The organism is Afifella sp. IM 167 (assembly GCF_020144925.1).
Taxonomy (GTDB): Bacteria; Pseudomonadota; Alphaproteobacteria; order Rhizobiales; family Afifellaceae; genus Afifella.
The window spans coordinates 25498-47392 of record NZ_NSLC01000004.1; the positions used below are offsets into that span (position 1 = coordinate 25498).

20 protein-coding genes are annotated in these 21895 nt (G+C 65.4%); 9 read left to right on the forward strand and 11 right to left on the reverse strand.

The features are described from left to right. Nucleotides 1-8 precede the first annotated feature (8 nt). Entirely contained in the window at nucleotides 9-1817 is a 1809-nt protein-coding gene (locus CLD20_RS07610) for a peptidoglycan-binding protein (protein WP_224406017.1), read from the reverse strand. 176 nt (nucleotides 1818-1993) lie between these two features. Here CLD20_RS07610 and CLD20_RS07615 point away from each other — a divergent pair, with 176 nt between their 5' ends. Next, nucleotides 1994-2593, forward strand: coding sequence for a superoxide dismutase (locus CLD20_RS07615; protein ID WP_224406018.1), 600 nt, complete (start codon nucleotides 1994-1996; stop codon nucleotides 2591-2593). A gap of 103 nt (nucleotides 2594-2696) precedes the next feature. Here CLD20_RS07615 and CLD20_RS07620 read toward each other — a convergent pair whose 3' ends face one another. Beyond that, nucleotides 2697-2987: a hypothetical protein gene (locus tag CLD20_RS07620; protein WP_224406019.1), complete on the reverse strand. Its 291-nt coding sequence runs from the start codon at nucleotides 2985-2987 to the stop codon at nucleotides 2697-2699. A 130-nt stretch (nucleotides 2988-3117) separates the two neighbouring features. On the opposite strand from CLD20_RS07620, the gene CLD20_RS07625 reads away from it, so the two are divergent. Both CLD20_RS07625 and CLD20_RS07630 read left to right on the forward strand, forming a co-directional pair. Continuing rightward, a complete protein-coding gene (locus CLD20_RS07625) occupies nucleotides 3118-3579 on the forward strand; it encodes a cytochrome c (protein WP_224406020.1) in 462 nt (153 codons plus the stop codon). 6 nt (nucleotides 3580-3585) lie between these two features. Then, nucleotides 3586-4491 carry a cytochrome c gene (locus CLD20_RS07630; RefSeq protein WP_224406021.1) on the forward strand — a complete coding sequence of 302 codons (906 nt, stop codon included), beginning with the start codon at nucleotides 3586-3588 and terminating at the stop codon, nucleotides 4489-4491. A gap of 8 nt (nucleotides 4492-4499) precedes the next feature. Here the strand turns inward: CLD20_RS07630 and CLD20_RS07635 are convergent, their stop codons facing one another. Then, complete coding sequence (locus tag CLD20_RS07635; protein ID WP_224406022.1) at nucleotides 4500-4841, reverse strand: hypothetical protein; 342 nt, start codon at nucleotides 4839-4841, stop codon at nucleotides 4500-4502. A 67-nt stretch (nucleotides 4842-4908) separates the two neighbouring features. Next, nucleotides 4909-5763 (reverse strand): branched-chain amino acid aminotransferase, encoded by an 855-nt coding sequence (locus CLD20_RS07640; protein WP_224406023.1) that lies wholly within the window; start codon nucleotides 5761-5763, stop codon nucleotides 4909-4911. Nucleotides 5764-5934: 171 nt separating this feature from the next. On the opposite strand from CLD20_RS07640, the gene CLD20_RS07645 reads away from it, so the two are divergent. Next, on the forward strand, nucleotides 5935-6594 hold the full coding sequence (locus tag CLD20_RS07645; RefSeq protein WP_224406024.1) for a haloacid dehalogenase type II: 660 nt from the start codon (nucleotides 5935-5937) through the stop codon (nucleotides 6592-6594). A gap of 18 nt (nucleotides 6595-6612) precedes the next feature. On the opposite strand, the gene CLD20_RS07650 is transcribed toward CLD20_RS07645, so the two are convergent. Next, entirely contained in the window at nucleotides 6613-7182 is a 570-nt protein-coding gene (locus CLD20_RS07650; protein WP_224406025.1) for a TetR/AcrR family transcriptional regulator, read from the reverse strand. A gap of 105 nt (nucleotides 7183-7287) precedes the next feature. On the opposite strand from CLD20_RS07650, the gene CLD20_RS07655 reads away from it, so the two are divergent. Genes CLD20_RS07655 through CLD20_RS07665 form a run of 3 tightly spaced genes read left to right on the forward strand, consistent with a single transcriptional unit; the run spans nucleotide 7288 to nucleotide 11085 of the window. Next, nucleotides 7288-7785 carry a (2Fe-2S)-binding protein gene (locus CLD20_RS07655; RefSeq protein WP_224406026.1) on the forward strand — a complete coding sequence of 166 codons (498 nt, stop codon included), beginning with the start codon at nucleotides 7288-7290 and terminating at the stop codon, nucleotides 7783-7785. Further along, on the forward strand, nucleotides 7782-8840 hold the full coding sequence (locus CLD20_RS07660) for a xanthine dehydrogenase family protein subunit M (protein ID WP_224406027.1): 1059 nt from the start codon (nucleotides 7782-7784) through the stop codon (nucleotides 8838-8840). The genes CLD20_RS07655 and CLD20_RS07660 overlap by 4 nt, the downstream gene beginning before the upstream one ends. After that, on the forward strand, nucleotides 8833-11085 hold the full coding sequence (locus CLD20_RS07665; protein ID WP_224406028.1) for a xanthine dehydrogenase family protein molybdopterin-binding subunit: 2253 nt from the start codon (nucleotides 8833-8835) through the stop codon (nucleotides 11083-11085). Before CLD20_RS07660 ends, CLD20_RS07665 begins: the two co-directional genes overlap by 8 nt. 32 nt (nucleotides 11086-11117) lie before the next feature. Here the strand turns inward: CLD20_RS07665 and CLD20_RS07670 are convergent, their stop codons facing one another. The 6 genes from CLD20_RS07670 to CLD20_RS07695 form a co-directional block, all read right to left on the reverse strand. Continuing rightward, nucleotides 11118-11351 carry a DUF1413 domain-containing protein gene (locus tag CLD20_RS07670; protein WP_224406029.1) on the reverse strand — a complete coding sequence of 78 codons (234 nt, stop codon included), beginning with the start codon at nucleotides 11349-11351 and terminating at the stop codon, nucleotides 11118-11120. Between the two features lie 28 nt (nucleotides 11352-11379). Next, nucleotides 11380-11721: an SMR family transporter gene (locus CLD20_RS07675; RefSeq protein WP_224406030.1), complete on the reverse strand. Its 342-nt coding sequence runs from the start codon at nucleotides 11719-11721 to the stop codon at nucleotides 11380-11382. A gap of 40 nt (nucleotides 11722-11761) precedes the next feature. Further along, nucleotides 11762-12343, reverse strand: a complete 582-nt coding sequence (locus tag CLD20_RS07680) for a TIGR00730 family Rossman fold protein (protein ID WP_224406031.1) — start codon at nucleotides 12341-12343, stop codon at nucleotides 11762-11764. Between the two features lie 17 nt (nucleotides 12344-12360). Further along, nucleotides 12361-13755: a dipeptidase gene (locus tag CLD20_RS07685; RefSeq protein WP_370636841.1), complete on the reverse strand. Its 1395-nt coding sequence runs from the start codon at nucleotides 13753-13755 to the stop codon at nucleotides 12361-12363. Between the two features lie 84 nt (nucleotides 13756-13839). Then, nucleotides 13840-16395 (reverse strand): HWE histidine kinase domain-containing protein, encoded by a 2556-nt coding sequence (locus CLD20_RS07690; protein WP_224406033.1) that lies wholly within the window; start codon nucleotides 16393-16395, stop codon nucleotides 13840-13842. Between the two features lie 278 nt (nucleotides 16396-16673). Further along, the gene (locus tag CLD20_RS07695; protein ID WP_224406034.1) at nucleotides 16674-16994 is read right to left on the reverse strand and encodes a hypothetical protein; all 321 of its coding nucleotides are present in this window, start codon (nucleotides 16992-16994) and stop codon (nucleotides 16674-16676) included. Nucleotides 16995-17217: 223 nt separating this feature from the next. Here CLD20_RS07695 and CLD20_RS07700 point away from each other — a divergent pair, with 223 nt between their 5' ends. Then, the gene (locus CLD20_RS07700; protein WP_224406035.1) at nucleotides 17218-17751 is read left to right on the forward strand and encodes a TIGR00645 family protein; all 534 of its coding nucleotides are present in this window, start codon (nucleotides 17218-17220) and stop codon (nucleotides 17749-17751) included. Nucleotides 17752-17916: 165 nt separating this feature from the next. Continuing rightward, nucleotides 17917-21867, forward strand: a complete 3951-nt coding sequence (locus tag CLD20_RS07705; RefSeq protein ID WP_224406036.1) for an NACHT domain-containing NTPase — start codon at nucleotides 17917-17919, stop codon at nucleotides 21865-21867. Nucleotides 21868-21895 lie beyond the last annotated feature (28 nt).

The following is a 21895-nucleotide window of genomic DNA, read 5'->3' on the forward strand; positions in this document are numbered from 1 at the left end:
GGGCCGGCCTAGCCCTTCTGCTCGCGATATCTGCGAAGAGCCGCCTCGGTGCCCCGGCCGAGAACGGCGTCGATGGCGCCGTTGTAGAAGCCGAGTTCCTTCAGCCGCTCCTGCACGGCGCGGCGGAAGTCGGGCGGCTGGTGGCGGCCGCGATGATCGATCAGCACCTGTTCGGCCCGCGGCTCGCCGAGGGCGTAGGCGTCGATCAGATACCGGGCCGCCCGACGCTGGTCGCGCTCAAGGCCGCCGGTGCCCTCGATATACATGAAGGCGAGATTGGCATGGGCGACGGCGTTGCCCTGCGCGGCCGCCTTTTCGAGCCATGCGACCGCCTGCTTGCTGTCCTGGGGCAGGCCGTCGCCGTCACGGTAGAGGACGCCGAGATTGTTCTGCGCCGAATCCTGGCCAGCCGCCGCCGCCTTGCGGTACCAGGCCTCCGCCTTGCCCATGTCTCGTTCCACGCCCTCGCCCCGTTCATAGGCAAGTCCGAGCTCGTTCTGGGCGCTCAGGTTGCTCGCCTCGGCGGCCTTGCGGAACCAGTAGACCGATTCCTGCGGGTCGATCGCCACACCCCGGCCCTCGCGGTATAGAAGCGCCAGCTTGAACTGCGCATCCGTGTCGCCAGCTTCGGCCGAGCGCCGCAGCCAGACGGCGGCCGTACGGGCGTCTTCGGCGACTCCCCTTCCGTTGAGATAGGCAAGGCCGAGATTGTACTGCGCGGTCGAGTTCCCCTTTTCGGCGGCGAGACGATAATACTGCGCCGCCTGGCCCACATCCTGCTGGAAGACGCGGCCCGTCTCGTAGAACCAGCCGATCTCGTTGAGGGCGAACGCCTCGCCCTGCGCCGCGGCCCGCGCATACCAGCGGGCGGCCTCGTCCCAGCTCTGCTCCACGCCGTCGCCGTCGCGATATTTCGTGCCGAGATAGCGCTGGGCGAGCGGATCGTCCGCCTCGGCGGCGCGCGTGTACCAGGAGACGGCCTCGGAATCGTCCTGCGGGACGCCCTCGCCGAAATCGTACATCGTGCCGATCAGCGTCCAGGCGTGCGGATAGCCCGCATCGGCCGCCTTGCGATAGGCCTCAAGCGCCTCGCGGTCCTGCCCAGCCTTGTCGAGGGCATAGCCGAGTTCGAATGTCAGGCGCGGGGTCTGCGGATTGGCCTCGGCCGCGATGCGGCAGGCCTCGATCGCCAGCGGCGCGTCGATATCGTTGAAGGCAACGCCCGGCACGTTCTCCGGCCGCTGCGGATCCTCCGTGGAAGCCGCGAGCGCGTCACAGGCATAGGCGAGATAGGGCGCGCTGCGCGCCTCGATCCGGCTCGCCATGGCATCGGCCTTCTGGCGCCGCGCGGCCTCGTGGCGGGCGACCTCGGCAAGCGGGCATTGGGCGTAGCGGCCGGCGAAGGTGGCGAGAGCCTCGCCGCCGCTCTCGGCGAGCGCGGCGTCGAGCGCCTCCACGGACCCCTCGCACGCGCCGGTCTCCTGTGCCGTCCCCGGCGTAGCTGTCCCGGCTTCGGCGGCATCCTCGGCGGCGCCGGCTGCCGCATCAGGGGCCGCCGAGGCCTCGCCGGACTTTTCCAATTCGTCGGCGGGTGCCTTACCGGAAGCCTCGTCGGGGGCTTTGCCGGAGGGCGGCTCGGCAGTCTCCTGCGCAGGGGCGACGCTCTCGGATGAGGTGCCCGGCTTCTGTTTCGCCTTCAGCGTGGCGGCATCGCTTGCGCCGGACTGGGCGAAGGCCGCAGGCGCACCGCCGACGAGTCCAAAAGCCAGCGCTGAGACGGCGAATGCGGCCGCAAGGCGGGTAGCTGCAATTGCCATGAGATCCCCCGGTTTATGTGCTTTGGAACGAAGCTAGCGAGGCCCTGCCGCTGCGGCAAGCGCCTCCGCCAGGGCGTTGCCAAAGGCGGCCCGGCCCTTATGTTTCGCGGAACCGGCGCCCACGCACCCGTGTTGAATCGGTGACCGGAGCAATTTCAGACAGAGGAGAAACATCCATGGCATTCACCCTGCCGGACCTTCCCTATTCCTACGACGCGCTCAACCCGCACATGTCGGCAGAAACGCTGGAATATCATCACGATAAGCACCACAACGCGTACTGCACGACCATGAACGACATGATCAAGGGTACCGAATACGAGAACATGGACCTTGAGGAGATCGTAAAGAAGAGCCACACGGACAACCCGAAGCTCTTCAACCAAGCCGGGCAGTTCTACAACCACATCCATTTCTGGAAGTGGATGAAGGCAGGCGGCGGCGGCCGTTCCCTTCCGGGCGGGCTCGCCAGCCAGATCGACAGCGATCTCGGCTCGTTCGACGAATTCCGCAGCAAGTTCATCGATGCCGGCAAGGGCCAGTTCGGTTCAGGCTGGGCATGGCTCGCCATGAAGGACGGCAAGCTTTCCGTCATGAACACGCCGAACGGCGAGAACCCGCTCGTGCACGGCGCCACCCCGCTTCTCGGCGTCGATGTGTGGGAGCATTCCTATTACATCGACTACCGCAACGCCCGGCCGAAGTATCTCGAGGCCTGGTTCGACAACCTCGTCAACTGGGACTACGTCGCCGAACTCTACGAAGGCGCGAAGTAGGCTCCGTCGCTGGAAGAGACCGAAGCCCCGGCCATCCGGCCGGGGCTTTTTCATGCCCGCCGGTCCAGCACGTCGGCTCCGATGGCCGGCGCACGTGTCCCTTCTATCGGCCGATCCGCTCGCAGCGCATCAGGCCGGGCAGATCCGCCCAGGTCTGGACCTCGCTCACCCAGCGCCGGCACAGATACTCGCTCGGAAAACAGGCGCGCGCCGAGACCGGCCACACCCAGTCGTTCAAGGGGTCGATGCGCCGGCCGGAAAAGGTGCCCATCCACGGGCCCGCGCCCGCCTCGCAGGGACCTCCCCCGCGCGGCGGCGGCGGATCGCTCAACCCGGCGGCCGCCGTGCCGATGGTCGCCGCCAGCAACGCGGCGGCGCAAAGAATGCCTCTCATCACGCTTCCTCCCCGGAATTCCGCCCATCTCACACCTGCGTGAAGACCTTCTGACGCGGCGATCGGCGGTGGGCGAGCCATCGCGCGCCCCTATAATATGGCGCGCCCGCAATATTTGGAGATTTGCCCGATGATCCGAAGCCTGACGCTTGCCCTTCTCGTTTCCTCCGCCGTCGCTGTCGGCGCCGCCTATGCGCAGGACATGATCTCCGGAGAGGACGCCATCTCGGCACGCCAGTCGATCATGAAATCCTTCGGCGCCTCCGCAAAGGTCGGCGGCGGCATGATGAAGGGGGAAATCCCCTACAATCCGGCGGTCGGGGCCATGGTCATCGCCACGATCAACGCCGGCGCCCATTCGGTCGGCCATTTCTTCCCGGAAGATTCCAAGACCGGTGGCGACACCGAGGCTTCGCCGAAGATCTGGGAGGACATGGCGGGCTTCAACGCCAAGATCGAGGAGCTGCAGTCCTCCACCGAGATGGCGATGGCGAGTCCGCCGGCCGATCTCGACGCCTTCAAGGCCGCCTTCGGCGACATCGCCAAGAACTGCAAGTCCTGCCACGAGGACTACAAGCTCGACAAGAACTGATCCTTGATGGTGAAGAAGCTTGCGGCGGCGGTCGTCGTTCTGGCGGTCCTCGCCGCCGCCACTTTCTGGTTCCTGACGGCGCCGCGGCCGCTTGAGGCGGCGGCGCTGCCCGCCCATGAGGCGGACCTTGAGAACGGCGAGAGGATGTTCATCGTCGGCGGCTGCGCGAACTGCCATGCGGCGCCGAAGGCGAAGGGCGAAGAGCGGCTGAAACTCGGGGGCGGCCTGGAGCTCGCCACGGATTTCGGCACGTTCCGCGTGCCCAACATCTCGCCCGACGAAGCGACCGGCATCGGCGGCTGGAGCGACATCGACTTCGTCAACGCCATGAAGCGGGGGCTCGCTCCGGACGGTTCCTATCTCTATCCGGCCTTTCCCTACATCTCCTACACGCGCATGCATGTGGAGGACATGCTGGACCTCAAGGCCTATCTCGATACGCTGCCGGCCGTCTCGCAGGAGGTCGCCGGTCACGACCTTTCCTTCCCTTTCAATGTCCGGCGCGGCATGGGGCTGTGGAACCGGCTCAACCTGACGCACAAGCCGGTGGTGGAGGTGGCGGAGAGCGACGCAAAGCTCGTCCTCGGCCGCTACCTGGTGGAAGGTCCGGGCCATTGCGGCGAGTGCCATACGCCGCGCGACGCCATCGGCGGCATGCAGCGGTCAGAGTGGCTCGCCGGCGCGCCGAACCCGGAAGGCAAGGGGAAGATCCCCAACATCACGCCTTCCGAGGAAGGGCTCGGCGCGTGGAGCGAGGCGGATATCGCCTACTTCTTCGAAAGCGGCTTCACGCCGGATTTCGATTCCGTCGGCGGCTCGATGGTGGCGGTGCAGGAGGAGCTGGCGAAGCTTCAGCCGGGCGACCGCGAGGCGATCGCCGCCTATCTCAAGGCCGTGCCGCCCCGGCCGTAGCCGCTTCGCTAGCGAATCGCGCGGGCCGGCACGCCCGGCTCGCAGCGCATGCCGATCAGGCGGCCGTCGGCGAAGCTCAGCCCCTCGTTGATGAAGCGCCTGCACTCCGCCTCGGTGCGGAAGCAGCCCTCGGCGTGGAAGGGCATCACGCCGCCGTCGAGGTCGTTCGTGATCGGCCGGCTCTGGGCTGAGACCCAGCCGAACCACAGGCTTGCCGGATCGTAGCGCGCCGTCAGCGCGGCGCAGGTGCCGACCCCCTTGTCGAAACGGAACGGGCTCGCGGCGGCGGGACTTGCGGCAGCGCCGGCAAGAACGAGGCCGGCGAGAGAGACGGCGACGAAGCGGTGCATGGAGAACCTCCAGGTTGTCCGAGAAATCAAGTTGCCCCGAGGGCGGTTCCCCGCAGACCGCAGCGGGTCAGCTATGCGCCCAGTCCCAATACAGCGCGCGGGCGCGTATGCCCAGAGGTCCCGGCTGCAGGTCGCGATCCTCGATCCGGGTGACGGGCACGACCTTGGAATAGTTGCCGGTCGAGAATATCTCGTCGGCAGCCATGAAGTCGGCGATCGTCAGGGCCTGCTCGCGCACCTCGATGCCGGCTTCGCGCAGGATGGCGATGACGCGCTGGCGGGTGATGCCGTTGAGGAAAGTGCCGTTCGGCACGGGCGTGAAGACGACGCCGTCGCGCGCCATGAAGATGTTGGACGTGCCGGTCTCGGCGACGTTGCCGAGCATGTCGCGCACCAGCGCGTTGTCGAAGCCGCGCGATTTGGCCTCCAGGATCGCCCGGCCGTTGTTGGGATAAAGGCAGCCAGCCTTGGCGTTGGTCGGCGCGCATTCGATGGTCGGGCGGCGATAGGGCGAGAGCGTCACCGAAAAGCCCTTCGGCTCCAGCGCCGGCGTCTCGTACATGCACAGGCAGAAGCGCGTCGAGGCGGCGAGAGCCGGCACGGACATGAAGCCGCCCTCCTCCGCCCAGTACATGGGACGGATGTAGAGCGCGGCCGTGTCGTCAAACTTCTTCGCGCCTTCGGCCGCGAGCGCCATCATCGCCTCCACCTCCATGGTCGGCTGTAGACCGAGCGCGAGAGCCGAGGCGTTGAGCCGGGCGCAATGGAGGTCGAGGTCCGGCATGATGCCCTCGAAGCGGCGGGCACCGTCGAAGACGGAGGAGCCGAGCCACATGGCATGGCTGCGCGGGCCGAGGATCGGCACGTTGCCCTCGTGCCATTCGCCTTCGAGCCATGTCCAGGTTTGCGACCACTCAGCCATGATGTCCTCTCTTTCGCACCCCTCCTAGCGCCGCATATGCGGTCAAGGTGAGAGGTGCGCTGATTCCGCCCTTGCGGCCGGTGCGGCCGTGACCCTCCGCGGTAGCCTGAACGGCCGGGCCTTGCTAGACACTACAGCCTGACAAAGGGGCGACAAATGGCGAGGCGACAAATGGCACCTGCGATCTTCGTCTTCGACGCCTATGGCACGCTCTTCGACGTGCATGCGGCCGTGCGCCGGCATGCCGAGGCGGTCGGGCCGGATGCGGACCGGCTCTCCGCCCACTGGCGTGCCAAGCAGCTGGAATATTCCTGGGTGCGCTCCATGATGGGCCGCTACCGCGACTTCTGGAGCCTGACGGAAGAGGCGCTCGACCACGCCTTCCTGACCTTCCCGCAGGCCGATTCCTCGATGAAGCCGGCGCTGCTGGAGGCCTATCGCAGGCTCGACTGCTATCCCGAGGTGCCCAAGGCGCTGAAGCGGCTGAAAGAGGAGGGCAAGGAACTCGCCATCCTCTCCAACGGCTCGCCGGAGATGCTCGCCTCGGCCGTCACCGCCGCCGGGCTCGGCGGCCTTTTCGACGCCGTCCTGTCCGTCGACGAGCTCAGGATCTACAAGACGGACGAGCGGGCCTACGAGCTGGTGACCACGCGATTTCGCGTCTATCCGGAGGCCGTTTCCTTCCAGTCCTCCAATCGCTGGGACATTGCCGGAGCCACCGCCTTCGGCTTCCGCACCGTGTGGATCAACCGCGCCGGCGCAGCAGACGAATACCACGACCTCGCCCCGGCCGCCGTGCTGCCGAGCCTTGAGGGCCTGACGCGGCTCTGAAGCGTCGCGTGAGGAGCGTCAGTCGCGCGCCGTCCCGCCCCGGGTCAGCCCATCGAGAAACATGTCGGCGAGGCGAATGACGTCCTCCTCCCAGCCCGGCTGGCTGCGCACCAGGCTCATGCCGACCAGCGTCAGGAGGATGTCGTCGGCCTTCACGTCGTCCCGGATGCGCCCGGCGGCGACGGCGCGGCCAAGGAGGAGGCCGATCGCGCCCGTCAGCCGGCTGTAGGAATAGGTGTAGACTTCCGAGGACTTGTCGACGGCGAGCGCCAGCGCCGTCAGCATGCCCTGCTTGGTGGCGATCATGCGGATATTGGCGTGCATCCAGGCGCGCAGCGCGGCAACCGGCTCCTCTTCGCGTGCGAGCCTTTCGGAAAGTTCCGCCAGTTGGTCCGCCTCGCGCCGGTAGACGGCTTCGAACAGCGCCTCGCGGGTCGGGAAATGCCGGTAGAGCGTGCCGATGCCGACACCCGCCTCCCGGGCAACGCCTTCCAATGTCGCCTGCCCTCCCCTGGTGCGAAACACCTCGGAGGCGGCCTGAAGCAGGCGGTCGCGATTTCGGACCGAATCGGCGCGCGGCCGGCGCATTGGCTTTGAAGTTTTCCGTTCCATCTATTCTTCTGCAGCACCAACCCTTGAAAACGGAGGGTGCCTCCATATATGCGCCGCCATCCACAGCGAAAAGGTGGCCGCATGAACCTTACTATCAGCCTCACCATCAATGGCGAGCCGCGATCGATCGACCTCGACGATCCGCGCGTCACGCTCCTCGATCTGTTGCGGGAACGCCTTCACCTTACCGGCACCAAGAAGGGTTGCGACAGGGGACAGTGCGGCGCGTGTACGATCCTTGTCGACGGACAGCGCATCAATTCCTGCCTTGCCCTCGCCGTCAGCCATGACGGGGCCGACATCCGCACCATCGAAGGGCTCGCCGAGAACGGCCAGCTGCATCCGGTGCAGGAGGCCTTCATCGCCCATGACGGCTTCCAGTGCGGCTACTGCACGCCCGGGCAGATCATGAGCGCCGTCGGCCTCATCGCCGAAGGCCATGCCGGCGACGATCCGGAGCGGGTGCGCGAGCTGATGAGCGGCAATCTCTGCCGCTGCGGCGCCTACAGGGGCATCACGGAAGCCGTGCTCGAGGCCGAGGCGAAACTTTCCGAGCGCGACAGGAGTGCTGCGGCATGAACCGGTTCGACTATATCCGCCCGAAAAACGTCGCCGAGGCCGTCGCGGCCGCTTCCGAGCCGGGTTCGGCCTATCTTGCCGCCGGCACCAACCTTCTCGACCTGATGAAGGGCGGGGTCAGCCGGCCGGAGCGTCTCGTCGACGTCACCCATCTGCCGGGCCTCGATCGGATCGAGACGCTTGCCGATGGCGCCATGCGCATCGGCGCGCTCGTGAAGAATTCCGAACTCGCCTATGACGAGGCCTTTTCGGCCCGCTTTCCCGCCGTCGCCGAAGCGCTTCTTTCCGGCGCCTCCGCGCAGCTCAGAAACGCCGCGACCGTCGGCGGCAATCTCCTGCAGCGCACGCGCTGCGCCTACTTCTACGACACTGCCAGCGCCTGCAACAAACGCGCGCCGGGCTCCGGCTGCGACGCCATCGGCGGCGAGAACCACGGCCACGCCGTTCTCGGCTGGAGCGAGCATTGCATCGCCACCCATCCGTCGGACTTCTGCGTGCCGCTGACGGCGCTCGGCGCCATCGTCAAGATCGAGGGCAAGGACGGGCGGCGCGACGTGCCGATCACCGACTTCTACCTGCTGCCGGGCGACACGCCGGACAGGGAGAACGTGCTTTCTCCGGGCGAGATGATCGTCGGGGTCCGCCTGCCGGCCGAAGCCGCCGGTTTCGCCGCGAACCAGCGCTACCTGAAAGTCCGCGAGCGGACCTCCTATGCCTTCGCCGTCGTCTCGGCGGCTGCCGCGCTCCGGATAGAGGACGGCACCATCGCCGAAGCGCGTCTGGCGCTCGGCGGCGTCGCCGCCCGGCCGTGGCGCGCCATCGAGGCCGAAGCCGCCCTTGCCGGGGCTCCGGCGAGCCGCGCCTCGTTCGAGAAAGCCGCCGAAGCCGCTTTCGCCGATGCCAGGCCCTCCGGCGACAACGCCTACAAGATCGCGCTCGGCAAGCGCATCGTCACCCGCGCCCTCGCGATGGCCGCCTCGGGCACGCCCGAGGTGATGCCGGCGCTCCCCGCTTCGCCCTTCGCGCCCCTTTCGGAAGGTGTCATCCATGTCTGAGATCGCACAGCTCCAGCCCGGCCCGCGCATGCGCCACGGCTCCAATATCGGCCAGCCGCTGACCCGCAGCGAGGGCCGGCTCAAAGTCACCGGCGGCGCCACCTATGCAGCCGACAACCATCCCGACGGCCTCCTCCATGCCGTCATCGTGCCGGCGAGCATCGCCCGCGGCCGCGTCGTCTCTCTCGACGTCGCGGCGGCCAAGGCCCATCCCGGCGTCGTCGAGGTGATGACGCCGGAAAACCGGCCGCCGCTCGCGATGGATCCATACGAGAAGTCGAATCCGCTGATGTTCCGCATGAATCTCCTCAAGGACGATACGGTCCGCTACGCGGGCGAGCCGATCGCCGTCGTGGTCGCCGAGACGCTGGAGGCGGCAAAGGAAGGCGCCATCCTTCTCGCACCGCGCTACGAGGCGGAGCGCCCCGAGGTCACGCTCGACGGCGACGTCTTCAAGCCCCAGGCTGTCGGCCCCGGCATGCCGGCCGAGGCCACCAAAGGCGATGTCGAAGCCGCTCTCGCTTCGGCTGCAAAGCGCGTCGAAGCGACCTATGAAACGCCGCCGCAGTACCACAACGCCATGGAGCCGCATGCGGTCGTCGCCCGTTTCGACGGCGACAAGCTCCAGCTCGACATGCCGACGCAGGGATTGGCCATGTCGCGGATGCGGATCGCCGGCCTCTTCGGGCTGAAGCCGGAAAACATCCATATCCGCAGCCCCTTCCTCGGCGGCGGCTTCGGCTCCAAGGGCTCCGTTTCGAGCCCGGAGGCACTCGGCATCCTCGCGGCCAAACTCACCGGACGCCCGGTCAAGCTCGTTCTCGCCCGCGAAGAGATGTTCGGGTCGGTCGGCCATCGCGGCCAGACGCGCCAGACGATCAAGCTCGGCCTCGACGAAACCGGGGCCCTCACCGCGTTCGACCACCTCACCCGCGCCGCCACCAGCCGTTTCGACGATTTCGTCGAACCCGCCTCGGGCGTCGGCCAGGCGCTCTACAAGGTGCCGGCGCTCCACACTTCCCATGAGGCGGTGCGGATCGATACCGGCACCCCCTCCTTCATGCGCGCGCCCGGCGAGGCGTCGGGCTCGATCGCCTTCGAAAGCGCCATCGACGAGGCAGCCTTTGCCGCCGGCATGGACCCCCTCGCCTTCCGACTGAAGAACTACGCCGATGTCGAGCCCATTTCCGACAAGCCCTTCTCCTCCAAGGCGCTCAAGGAATGCTACCGGGAGGGTGCCGAACGCTTCGGCTGGCAGGATCGCCCTCTCGAACCACGCCAGATGCGTGACGGATCGGGCCGCCTTCTCGGCTGGGGCATGGGCACGGCGATCTTCCCTGCGCTCATGTTCCAGGGCAATGCCCGCGCCGTCATCCGCCGCGACGGCAGCGGTGTGATGGAGGCCGGCGGCCACGATATGGGACAGGGCGCCTGGACGGCGCTCGCCCAGATCGCCGCCGACGGGCTCGGCCTTCCGATGGAGGCGCTGGAGTTCCGCTCCGGCACTTCCGACCTGCCTGATGCGGGCGTTGCCGGCGGTTCGACGCACACCGCAACGGCCGGAAACGCCATCTACAGCGCCGGTGCGGCCGTCATCGAGAAACTGACGGCGCTCGCGGTCGGCGATGAGCGCTCGCCGCTCTTCGGCGCCGGCAATGTCGGCGTGATCGCGCGTGATGGCAGGCTCATCCGCCAGGACGACGAGGGGGTGGGCGAAAGCTATGCCGACATCCTGGAGCGGGCCGATCTCGACGAGATCGAAGGCAGCGGCCAGGGCGCCGGCGACCCTTCGGCGCAAGAGGCCTATGCTATGTACGCCCATGGCGCCGTCTTCGCTGAGGTCGCCGTAGACCCCGATCTCGGACAGATGCGGGTCAACCGCCTTGTCGGCGCCTTCGCAGCCGGGCGGGTGATCAATCCGCGCATGGTGGAGAGCCAGTATCTCGGCGGCATGATCTGGGGCCTTTCCTTCGCGCTCCACGAAAAGGCCGTTCACGACCGGCGCTCCGGGCGCATCATGAATGCCAATTTCGGCGAATACCATGTGCCGGTGAACGCCGACCTGCAGGGTATGGAGGCGATCCTCGTGGCCGAGGACGACCCGCATGTGAACCCGCTCGGCATCAAGGGGGTCGGCGAGATCGGCATCACCGGCACGGGGGCAGCGATCGCCAACGCCGTCTGGCATGCGACCGGTATCCGCGTGCGCCGCTTCCCGATCGGGCTCGCCGACCTTCTCGGCTGAGCGGCCGCCACCCCGCTCCGCCTGGGGCGGGCCTACCCTTTCCAGGAATAGACCCGGCCGCCGCCCTTCTTGCGGCCGGTGTCTTCCACACCCGGCAGGCGCCCAGCGCGCACGACTTCCAGAAAGTCCCGGCCGAGGCGCACCTTGTCGCCGACATAGAGCCGGTCCCAGTCCTCGCCCCAGATGGCGGGCAGATGGAATTCGCCGGGCGGCAGCTCGCCGATCCGCTTTCTCAGCCTTTCGACCGCTTCATCGTCAAGGCGCATCATCTTCATCGGCCTGATGCCCCCGGTCCTAGTGCGGGGCGGCGCGCGAAAAGAGGTTCACGATCGCCACGCCGGCGACAATGAGGCCAAGGCCGAGGAGCGCCGGCAGGTCGAGCTTCTGCCCCTGCCACAGCCAGGCGACGAGGCTGATGAGAACGATGCCCGCGCCCGACCAGATGGCGTAGACGACACCGGTCGGCATTACCCGCAGCGACAGGGAAAGGAAACCGAAGGCAACCGCATAGCCTGCCACCGTGACGAGGCTCGGCCCCAGCCGCGTGAAGGCATCGCTGCGGGCGAGCGCCGTCGTGGCGATCACCTCGGCGACGATCGCGATGCCCAGGGTGAAATAGGTGAAAGCAGGCGACATCCGCCCTCCTTCGCCATGCCGGAAGCCGGCATGGCATGTTTCACCGCTCCTCGCGGCTGATCCACTTCTGCACGCTCGGCGCCTCGTAGGCCGCGAACCGGTCGATCAGCGCGGCGGGCCCGTCTTCCACCATCAGCATCGCCCGGTGCTCGGGGCGCATGAAGCGTTCCTCGGCCTGATGGTCGAGGAAGCCCACCAGCCCGTCATAGAAGCCGGCGACATTGAGAAGCCCGACGGGCTTTCGATGATGGCCGAGTTGGCCCCAGGTCCAGACCTCGAAGACCTCCTCCAGCGTGCCGGCACCGCCCGGCAGCGCGATGAAGCCATCGGAAAGGTCGCCCATCATCGCCTTGCGCTCATGCATGGAGGCGACCTCGTGAAGCTCGGTGAGGCCGCGATGGGCGACCTCCTTGGCAACGAGGGCCTGCGGCATGACGCCGACCACGCGGCCGCCGGCGGCAAGCGCCGTATCGGCGAGGATGCCCATCAGGCCGACCTTCGCACCGCCATAGACGAGGGTGATGCCTCGCCCGGAGATCTCGGCCGCGAGCGCACGCGCCGCGGCGGCATATTCCGGTCGCGCGCCCTCGTTGGAGCCGCAGAAAACACAGAGCGCGCGCATGGCTTCGGCTCCGTTCCCTATTTGCCGAGGGCGCAGAGGATGCGGGCCCAGGAGCGGGCGCCGCCATGGAAGCTCTTCAGGTTGTACTTCTCGTTCGGCGAATGGATGCGGTCATCGTCGAGCGCGAAGCCGACCAGCACGGTGTCGAGCCCGAGGATGCGCTTGAACTGGGCGACGATGGGGATCGAGCCGCCCATGGCCGTCAGCTTGGCCTCCTTGCCCCATTCCTCGGAAAGCGCCTTGAGGGAGGTCTTCACCCAGTCGCTGTCGGAAGGCTGGGTGATCGCCCCCTCGCCGCCATGGCTCTTGAAGGCGACCTTGCAGTCGGCCGGGATGCGCTCGCGCACGAAGGCGTAAAAGGCCTCGCGGATCTTGTCCGGGTCCTGCTCGCCGACGAGGCGGAAGGAGATCTTCGCCGAGGCCTTGGACGGAATGACCGTCTTGCCGCCCTCGCCCGTATAGCCGCCGATGATGCCGTTCACTTCCGCCGTCGGGCGCGCCCAGGTCTGCTCCAGCGCCGAATAGCCCTTTTCGCCCGCCGGAAGCGAAAGGCCGATCTCGTCCATGAAGGCTTTCTCGTCGAAGCCGAGGCTTTCCCACTCGGCCTTTTCCTCGGCCGTCAGCTCCTTCACCCCGTCGTAGAAGCCGGGGATCTGGATGCGGCCGTCATCGTCGCGCAGATCCGCCAGCAGCTTGGCAAGGACATGGATCGGGTTGCGCGCCGCCGAGCCGTAATGGCCGGAATGCAGGTCGTGCGAGGGGCCCTCGACGAAGAGTTCCTCATAGAGGAGGCCGCGCAGGCGCGTTGCGATCGCCGGGGTGTCGGCGTCCCACATGCCGGTGTCGCAGACGAAGGCGATGTCCGCTTTCAGCTCCTCGGCGTTCTCCTTGAGGAACGGCACCATGGAAGGGCTCGCCGATTCCTCCTCGCCCTCCAGAAGGATGGTCACGTTGACCGGCAGCGCGCCCGTCTCCTCCATCAGCGCGCGGGCGGCCTCGAAGAAGGTCATGAACTGGCCCTTGTCGTCGGACGAGCCGCGACCGAGGATTTTTGCCTTGCCGCCCTCGCCGGCCACCTTCGGCTCGAAGGGCGGGTTGTCCCAGAGCTCCAGCGGATCGACCGGCTGCACGTCGTAATGGCCGTAGAAGAGAATGTGCGGCCTGCCCTCGCCCGCGCCCTTGTAGTGGCCGACCACCATCGGATGGCCGATCGTCTTCCGCACCGAAGCCTCGAAGCCGATCTCGTTGAGCTGGCCGGCGCAATATTCCGCGGCCTTGCGGCAGTCGTCGGCATAGGCCGGATCGGCCGAAATGGACGGGATGCAGACGAGTTCGAAAAGGCGCTCAAGGGCCGGGCCTTCGACGGCGGAATCGATACGGGCGAGGGTGTTGTGAAGCATGTGGGCCTTCATGGATGGGGCGCTGGATGCGCCGCGGAGCGTTTCCGGCTCAGTAGCCGATTGCGGGGCCGGGGCGCAAATGGCCGACGCGCCGCCTCAGCCACCTTCGCTCAGCAATTCGGCGAATTTCTTCGCCATGCTCTGCGCCGTATAGGGCTTTTGCAGGACAAGGCGGCCCCGATGCTCCTCGGGAAGGTCGGTATCCTCGCCATACCCCGTGGCGAAAAGGAAGGGCACACCGGCGGCGGCGAGCTCGTCGGCGAGCGGAAAGCTCGTCTGGTCGCCGAGATTGACGTCGAGAAGCGCCATGTCGATCTGATGGGCGGCGATCACCTGGCGCGCTTCGGCAATCCCCGTGCAGACATGCACCGAAGGCGCGCCGAGATCGGCAAGGATGCTTTCGGCATCAAGGGCGATGATAAGGCTATCTTCCACGAGGAGCACGTTGCGCTCCAGAAGGATCGCCCCGTTCGCCCTGGCGGCGGCGGGCCGCGCCTCCAGGCTTGCCGGTTCCGGCGCCTCGCCTTCGGCAAAGGAGACATAGCGCGAAGGGATGACGAAGTTCGCCTTCAGCCCGGAAAGCTCGAAAACGACTTCCGCCTCGCCCTTCAGGTCGAAGGGGATGGAGCGGTTGATGATCGTCGTGCCGAAGCCCTGGCGCGTCGGCGCCTTGACGGCCGGGCCGCCATGCTCGCGCCAGGCGATGTTCAGGCTGCCGTCCTTGCGCCGATCCCAGGCGATGTCGATGGCGCCGTTGTCGGAAAGGCTGCCGTATTTGGCGCTGTTGGTCAGAAGCTCGTGGAAGACGAGGGCGACGGTGGAAAAGGCCTCCGGCGTCAGCAGCGCTTCCCGGCCGGAGACGGTGACGCGATCGGCCTTCGGCCCGAGATAGGCTGCCGCCTCCGCCTCCAGAAGCGCACGCAGCGGCGCCGGCGCCCAGTGGTCGCGGGTGATCTGGTCGTGCGCCATCGCCAGCGCCTGCAGGCGGCTGTCGAGCTGGCCGACATAGGATTCAATTGTGCGCGAAGAGACCCGCGTCTGGCGTACAAGGCCTCGGATCAGGCTCAGAATGTTGCGGACGCGGTGGTTGAGTTCCGCGATCAAAAGTTCCTGTCGCTCATTTGCCTGCTGGCGGAAGCGGTTAGCTTCCTCGGTCAGGCGCAGCACCGTCTCGATGAGGGCGATGCGGATCGCCTCGCCGACGCGTCTTTCCGCAGACGTAAAAGGACGCGAGCGTCCGCGCACCAGCTCCGACCATTTCTCAAAGCTCTTGCGCGGCGTCAGCCGGTCGCCGTTCGGCCCGGCCTCCACCGGCTTCGTCGGATCGCCGGCCCATTCGACGCTCTGCACGAATTCCTGGCGGAAGAGCACGACATAATCGCGCGGCAGGCGCGAGACGGGAATGGCGAGGAGCCCGGCCACCCTTCCGCCCGCCACCTCGCGCCCGAGAAGGGCCGACAGGCTGTCGGTGGAAAAGACCTCGCCGGAAGCCGCCGCGTTCAGCCTGCCGACGATCGCCTCGAATTCCTCCCGGTCCGGGGCGATGCCGGCAAGGGCGTATTCGCCCTCCAGCCAGACGCCGATGCCGTCGCAGGGAATGGTCTGCGAAATGCTCTCGGCGAGCCATTCGGGGTTTTCCAGGAGCGAGGCGTCGTCGGCCACGGAGGCGACGATGCGGTCGGCGACGCGGCGGCCCTCGATCTCGAACTCGCCGGCGAGCCGGCGCTCGCGGCTTTCAAGCCGGGAGGCGAAGAGCTGGGCGAAGAGCTCGGCGACGGAGCGGCGCTCGAAGGAAGGCAGGAGCGGCTTGTAATGATGGCAGGCGAAGAGGCCCCAGAGCCTTCCCTCCACGACGATGGAGATCGACAGCGAAGCCGCCACCCCCATGTTCTTCAGATATTCGATGTGGATCGAGGAGACGGCCCGCAGGATCGACATGGAAAGGTCGAGCGGGCGCCCCTTGGCGTCGAGCGCCGGGACGACCGGCACCGGCTCGGCGTTCACGTCGGCAATGATGCGAAAGAGGTTCCTCAGATAAAGGATGCGCGCCTGCGCCGGGATATCGGAGGCGGGATAATGCAGGCCGAGGAAGGAGCCGATGCCCGGCCGCACGGCCTCGGCCATCACCTCGCCGGCGCCCTCCTCGTCGAAACGGTAGACCATGACGCGGTCGAAGCCGGTGAGCGCCCGCACCTGGCGCGCGCCCTCGCGCAGGAGCCCGTCGAGGCCGCTCGCCTGTTCCAGCCGGGACATCATGGAGCGCACGGTGCTCGCCGCGGAACTTGCGGCGCCCGCATCGGAAGGCTCGCCCTCGATGACGATCTGGCCGTCCACCATGTGCACGGCGACGTCGAAGGCCTTTTCGGCCGGGCCGAGCGGCAGGGCAAGGAGGCGCTCCACCGCATCGGTGCCGCGCATGACGGTGAGGCCGTTGCGGATGGCGTGCAGCGCCTTCTCGCCGATCAGCTCCACCACCGGGCGGCCGATCGCCTCTTCGGGGGAAAGGCCGAGGAAATCGGCAAGGTTCGCCGAGGCGCGGGCGACGTTCCAGTCGGCGGAGGCGGCGAGCAGAAAGCCGAAAGGCTGGATCGCGCCGAGCTGGTGGATCGGCTCGCGGTCGCAGTTCGTCAGATCGACGGTCGGGCCAGACAAGGTGGGGCCAGACAAGGTGGGGGCAGACAGGATGGGGGCAGGCAAGATGGGGTCAACTCACTTCGGGCTGCTTCTCCGGCGCAGGGCCGGGGCGCCACGCTGAACTCGTTAGATTGCAAACGCTCCAGCGGCAACGCGGTTTCAATAAGCCGCCTTAAACCGCGCAGAAAAGCGGCGTTTCGCCGGACGAAAAGGGCGCAGCGGCGCCTTTTCTTCGGGCGCGCCGGCGGGGTCTTGAACGGTTCGGCAGCGGGGTCTTAGGCGGCGCCGCGGCGGCCTCAGGGGCAGTCGCTATCGCGCACGTAGCGGGCCTTGACGAAGCCGCTTCTCACCCGGTCCCCGTCATAATGGGTGACCGGGCACCAGCGCTGCGCCCAGGGGCGCGAGGCGGGCGCGCAGGGCGCGTCCAGATGAACGATACCGTGCCGGCCGGGGACGAGAATATCGACGATGCCGGCGGCGGCCGAGGGCCCGGCGCGCATGTTGAGCGGATCGCTGGAAGCCACGTTGACGACCACGAGGCAGCCCGGCCCGGAGGTGGCGTGCGCGGGAGCCGCGAGAGCGAGAAGCAGAACCGCGACAGGGCCGAGAAGCTTCAATTTCGCCTCCGGGTGGGCGCCCCCAAGTGTAGCCCGCAAGTGGAGCCCGCAAGGTTAGCAGAAACGCCGCCGCGGGACGAGACGATCTCCCAAAGCCCCGGAAAACCGCGCTCCCGGCGCCTTTCGGCGATTGACGGCAGGCACCCCCCTCCCCATCTGATCGCCGCCCAGAGAGCGGCCGCCAAGCCGGTGCAGTCGAAGCGAACGAGAGAGGGGGGACGGGATGGACAAGAACCAGATCGAGCGCGGGTTCGAGCGGGGGCTCTTCGCCTCGCGCTGGCTGATGGCGCCGATGTATCTCGGCCTCGTCGTCTCGCTGGCGATGCTGGTCATCGTCTTCGCCCGCGAGGTCGCCTATTATGCGCCGCAGACCTTCACCATGTCGTCGGAGGACGCGATCCTCGCCGTCCTGACGCTGGTGGACCTGACGCTCGCCGGCAACCTCCTCCTCATCGTGCTCTTTTCGGGCTATGAGGCCTTCGTCTCCAAGATGGACATCGAGGCGACGAGCGACCGGCCGGAATGGATGGGCAAGGTCGATTTCTCGGGCCTGAAGCTGAAGCTGATCGCCTCCATCGTGGCGATCTCGGGCATCCATCTCCTCAAGCGCTTCATGGAGATCGGCGAGGCGCATGCCGAAACGCCCTTCTCGGAGCCGCAACTGCGCTGGCTCGTCATCATCCACCTCACCTTCGTCGTCTCCGGTGTGCTGCTGGCGGCGATGGACTGGGTCTCGGCGAAGACGAAGAAGGGGTGAGGGGGAAGACTGAGCAAGCGGGCCAGAGCACCGACAGAACGGCGGAGACTCGTCGGTGGTGACTGTCAAACTTGCGAGCAATTACAATATAGGCACCAGTCAGACATATTAATTTTCCTCAGCGACTCGCGTATCAAAGCCGTTGGCTTGTGATTGTGAGGCGCGATGGTCGATGTAGATTTCAGGAGTTTCTCACCCCGCTCGTTTGAACGCTTTGCTCAAGCTATGGCTCAGCATGTCCTAGGCAACGGTCTGCTAATTTTTGGCGATGGCCCTGATGGCGGGCGCGAAGCTGCATTCGACGGCACACTCAACTACCCAAGCGAGGCAGACAAGTGGTCTGGCTACACTATCATGCAGGCAAAGTTCCTGCAGGTACCGGGGGAAGCGCACCAAGACGCCGACTGGCTCGTCGGACAATTGCGTGAGGAGCTGGACAAATTCGCCGGTCCGGAATCGGAGCTTCGCGAACCTGACTATTACATTCTAGTCACGAATGCTCGCCTCTCACCGATGCCCGCGAACAAGCGCAGAGCAGGTGGTCAAGCCAAGATCGACACGGTGTTCAAGGAGTATCAGGGCAAACTTGGCCTGAAAGGTTGGCGCGTCTGGCACCTCGACCAATTGAATAGCCTGCTTGCAAACGCAGATGCCCTGCGGCGCTCCTACGCCGCTTGGCTCACAGGCAGCGACGTCATCGCCAAACTGATTGAGAGTCTGGACCTAAGGTCGCAGGCTTTCAATGGCGCGATGTACCGCTATCTGGCGCGTGAGCTGCGCTCGCATCAGCCACTCCGCCTCCAACAGGCTGGTCACAGCGGCGATGCGCGGACGATGATCGAGGACGTGTTCATTGATTTACCCTTCAAGCCCTTTGGCAAGGCCGTGAGGGAAGATTCTGAGCGCCTGCTCCTTGTCGATCTGCTTGAGTGGTCCCGAGATCGGCTCGACGTAAGCAGCGCCAAGGCACAGCGTACTCAGTCGTTCGGTCGGCCGGAACGCGTGCTGCTGCTCGGTGGGCCTGGCCAGGGGAAGTCCACGGTCACGCAGTTCTTGGCACAAATCTTTCGCGCAAACATGTTGGCGGCCGATCGACAGGACGAGATCAGTTCTGAGATTAGAGCAATCGTCGAGAGCACGCTTAACAAAGCATCGAAGATTGGATTGACAGTTTCGGTGCCACGACGTTTCCCTTTGCGCATCGACCTGCCTAACTTCGCTGACACTTTGTCGAAAGGGAGCGCTGACGGGGCACGGCGAACACTAATCGGCTACTTGGCCGATCATATTGCCGCCGTGGCAGAAACCAGCGTCGATATCGAGGATCTTCGCACTTGGATCCGGGAGTATCCTTGTGCACTTATCCTCGACGGGCTCGACGAGGTGCCAACCAGCGCCGACCGCACCTCGGTTATCCGTGCAATCAATGAATTTTGGGACGACGCGCCAAACGCGGACGCACTGATGGTCGTCACCACACGCCCGCAAGGCTACAATGACGAGCTAGATCCAGCTTACTACGATAAGCTTGAGATGACGCCGCTGGGGCCCTTGCGCGCAGTCGCGTGCGCGGAGAAGCTCGCTGTTAATCGGATCACCGATTTGGTCCATCGCCAGCGTGTATTGGAACGTCTGCGCGAGGCAGCAAAGGCGGCGACCACCGCCCGGCTGATGGTCAGTCCGTTGCAGGTCGCGATCATGCTGGCGCTGATTGACCAGCGCGGCGATGCTCCCACCGATCGCTGGAGCTTGTTTGACAAGTACTTTGGCGTTGTGCTCGAGCGCGAACAGGCGAAGGCCGGACCCACCGGGCACGCAATGCGGCACTGGGGCAGGCAGATCGTCGCGGTCCACCACAAGGTGGGATTTCTACTACACGTCGAGGCAGAGAAGCGAGGCAATTCGGAGGCATATCTTTCATTCGAAGAGTTCGCCAAAGTCATACGCGGACAACTCTCGGATGAAGGCTATGAGGGGGAGGAGCTTGAGCAGAATACCGCACAGCTAGTGTCCGGCTCAACCGAACGTTTGGTTCTGCTCGTTCAACGCGAGGAGGGCCGCTTCAGCTTCGAAGTCCGCTCACTGCAGGAATTTATGGCGGCCGCCTATCTGATGAGCGGACGCGAGGCGACCGTTCAGAAGCGGTTGCGCACCGTCGCCAGTTGTGCCCATTGGCTCCATGTCTTCCAGATCGCCGCTAGCAAATGCTTCGCTATCGCCGATGCTGAACAATATCGCGACACAATCGTCACTCTATGTCGAGACCTCAACGAGAATGGGAGCCCGATCGACCGACTGCTGCGCACAGGCTCGGTTCTCGCACTCGCTTTGCTGGATGATGGCCTCGCATACGACCAGCCCAAATATCGCCGCCTGTTGTTCTTTCTCGCGCTTGAGTTGCTTGATGCGGGACCAGCCGCGCTTCCGGAATCACTGTCCACACACTGCGAGCGCGAGCCTATACGAACGGTTGAGAAGGTTCGGCCTTATTTTGCTTCTACTTTGAAATCTCGACGTCGTGCGGCGTGGGTTTTGGCTATTCGTTGCGCCACGGCCGGACAGAGCTGGGCCGAAACTCTCTTGAAGGACTTCTGGCCGCACGATTCTGACGAGGTGGTTGAGTTATTCGCTCAACGCATCGACGTACCGGAGGACTCTTGGCTCTATGTTCGCATGCGCGCAGCGATGGAAGCCACTTCTCCTCGCGACGCTCGAGAATGCGTGCTCAAGTCTGAGAATGGACGTAGCTGGGTATCTGGAGCGCGCATGATCGAATCTATGCCGGTGCTTCACTTGCTGGACGTCAGCCCCTTCAGGCCTGGGCACACTGCAATCCGTCTTAGCGGAGCAGAGACTCCGCTGCATCTGAGCTTCTGCAAACTCCGCCTCACTTCGAAACAGAGCGAAGCATATGAGGACCTACCACAAACACCCGCCTGGGTGTCGCTTCGGGCAGTCCGAGATTTTCATCACGCTCCCAGCAGAAGCTTGCTTGCAGATTTATTGGAGCAGGCGGTCCAGCAAGACTGGCTGTCACTCTACGAATCTATTACTGACAGGATACCTTGGCCTTTGGCCTCGCTTGTACGTGTTTGCGGCTTGGCCGATGATCCCAGCGCAGTGATTTCTCAGGTGCGGACGGGGCTGTTTGGCGATACTGCGGATTGGCTGCGCGCGGAGGAACGCTGGGAAGAGGTTGGTGTGACCGCCGCAGACCTTGCGGGCTGCGCCTCTGGCAACTTCTTCGATCATCGCATCGGCGAGGTCGGGGTACCGTTGAGCAGATTTAGCATCGCAGCGGGCAACGAGGAGACCGATTGGGTCACCCGTCTGATCGAGTTCGCGCGGAATGCGAAAGGGGCCCCCGCGGAGTGGCTGATTGCCGGAACGCGGTTTGTGCTGTCCGTGTATTCGCCCGGGCAACCGCTAGACGTTGCTGCCATGCTCGACATTCTTGATTTCAAACGGGGCCAGAAGCCAATAGAGGCGTGGCCCCTGCACGCGCTCCAACCGAAGTTGTTGGCTCAACCAGCAATTCTAGATCGCCTGCAGGTATTCGGACTGAAGGGAACATTTTTTTCTCCGTATGAGCACTTTCAGGATGAAGAGATATACTCGGCGTTAATCGAAGCGCTCCCAGACCGACCTGGCCTTCTCGTCCCCCTCGCGAACATGATGGCGACGGACGAGCGGCGAGACCGCTTTCTCGACATACCTGAAGACTTGATTAAAGCGCTTCGCGCACACGAGAGTCCCATCGTCTCGAGCTATGCGTGGGTCATAAGCGTCGCAACAGGGGGAGGTAAATCAATAATGGCAAGTGAAATACTCTCAGAGCTCGAGAAAAAACAAAATATATTCCCGATTTGGCTACTTCGACAATGTCTTAAGAACGCCACCCTCGTCAACACTGCCCCGCGTCTTGCCGATCTTGTCGCCCGGACGATCAACGCAAATCCGGCAGCCCCGCACCAAGTGCTCATGTCGAGAATCCAAGCCATTGCAAATGCACGTGTATCGTCGCTGCATAGCGCGGAGTGCTGGGCTGACCTTGAACTAGGCGATACTTTGTTTGCGCAGGCGATTCAGCGTCGAGAGCGCATGGCTGCGACATAGGGCAACTCGTGAGAGCTGATCTTGTCGC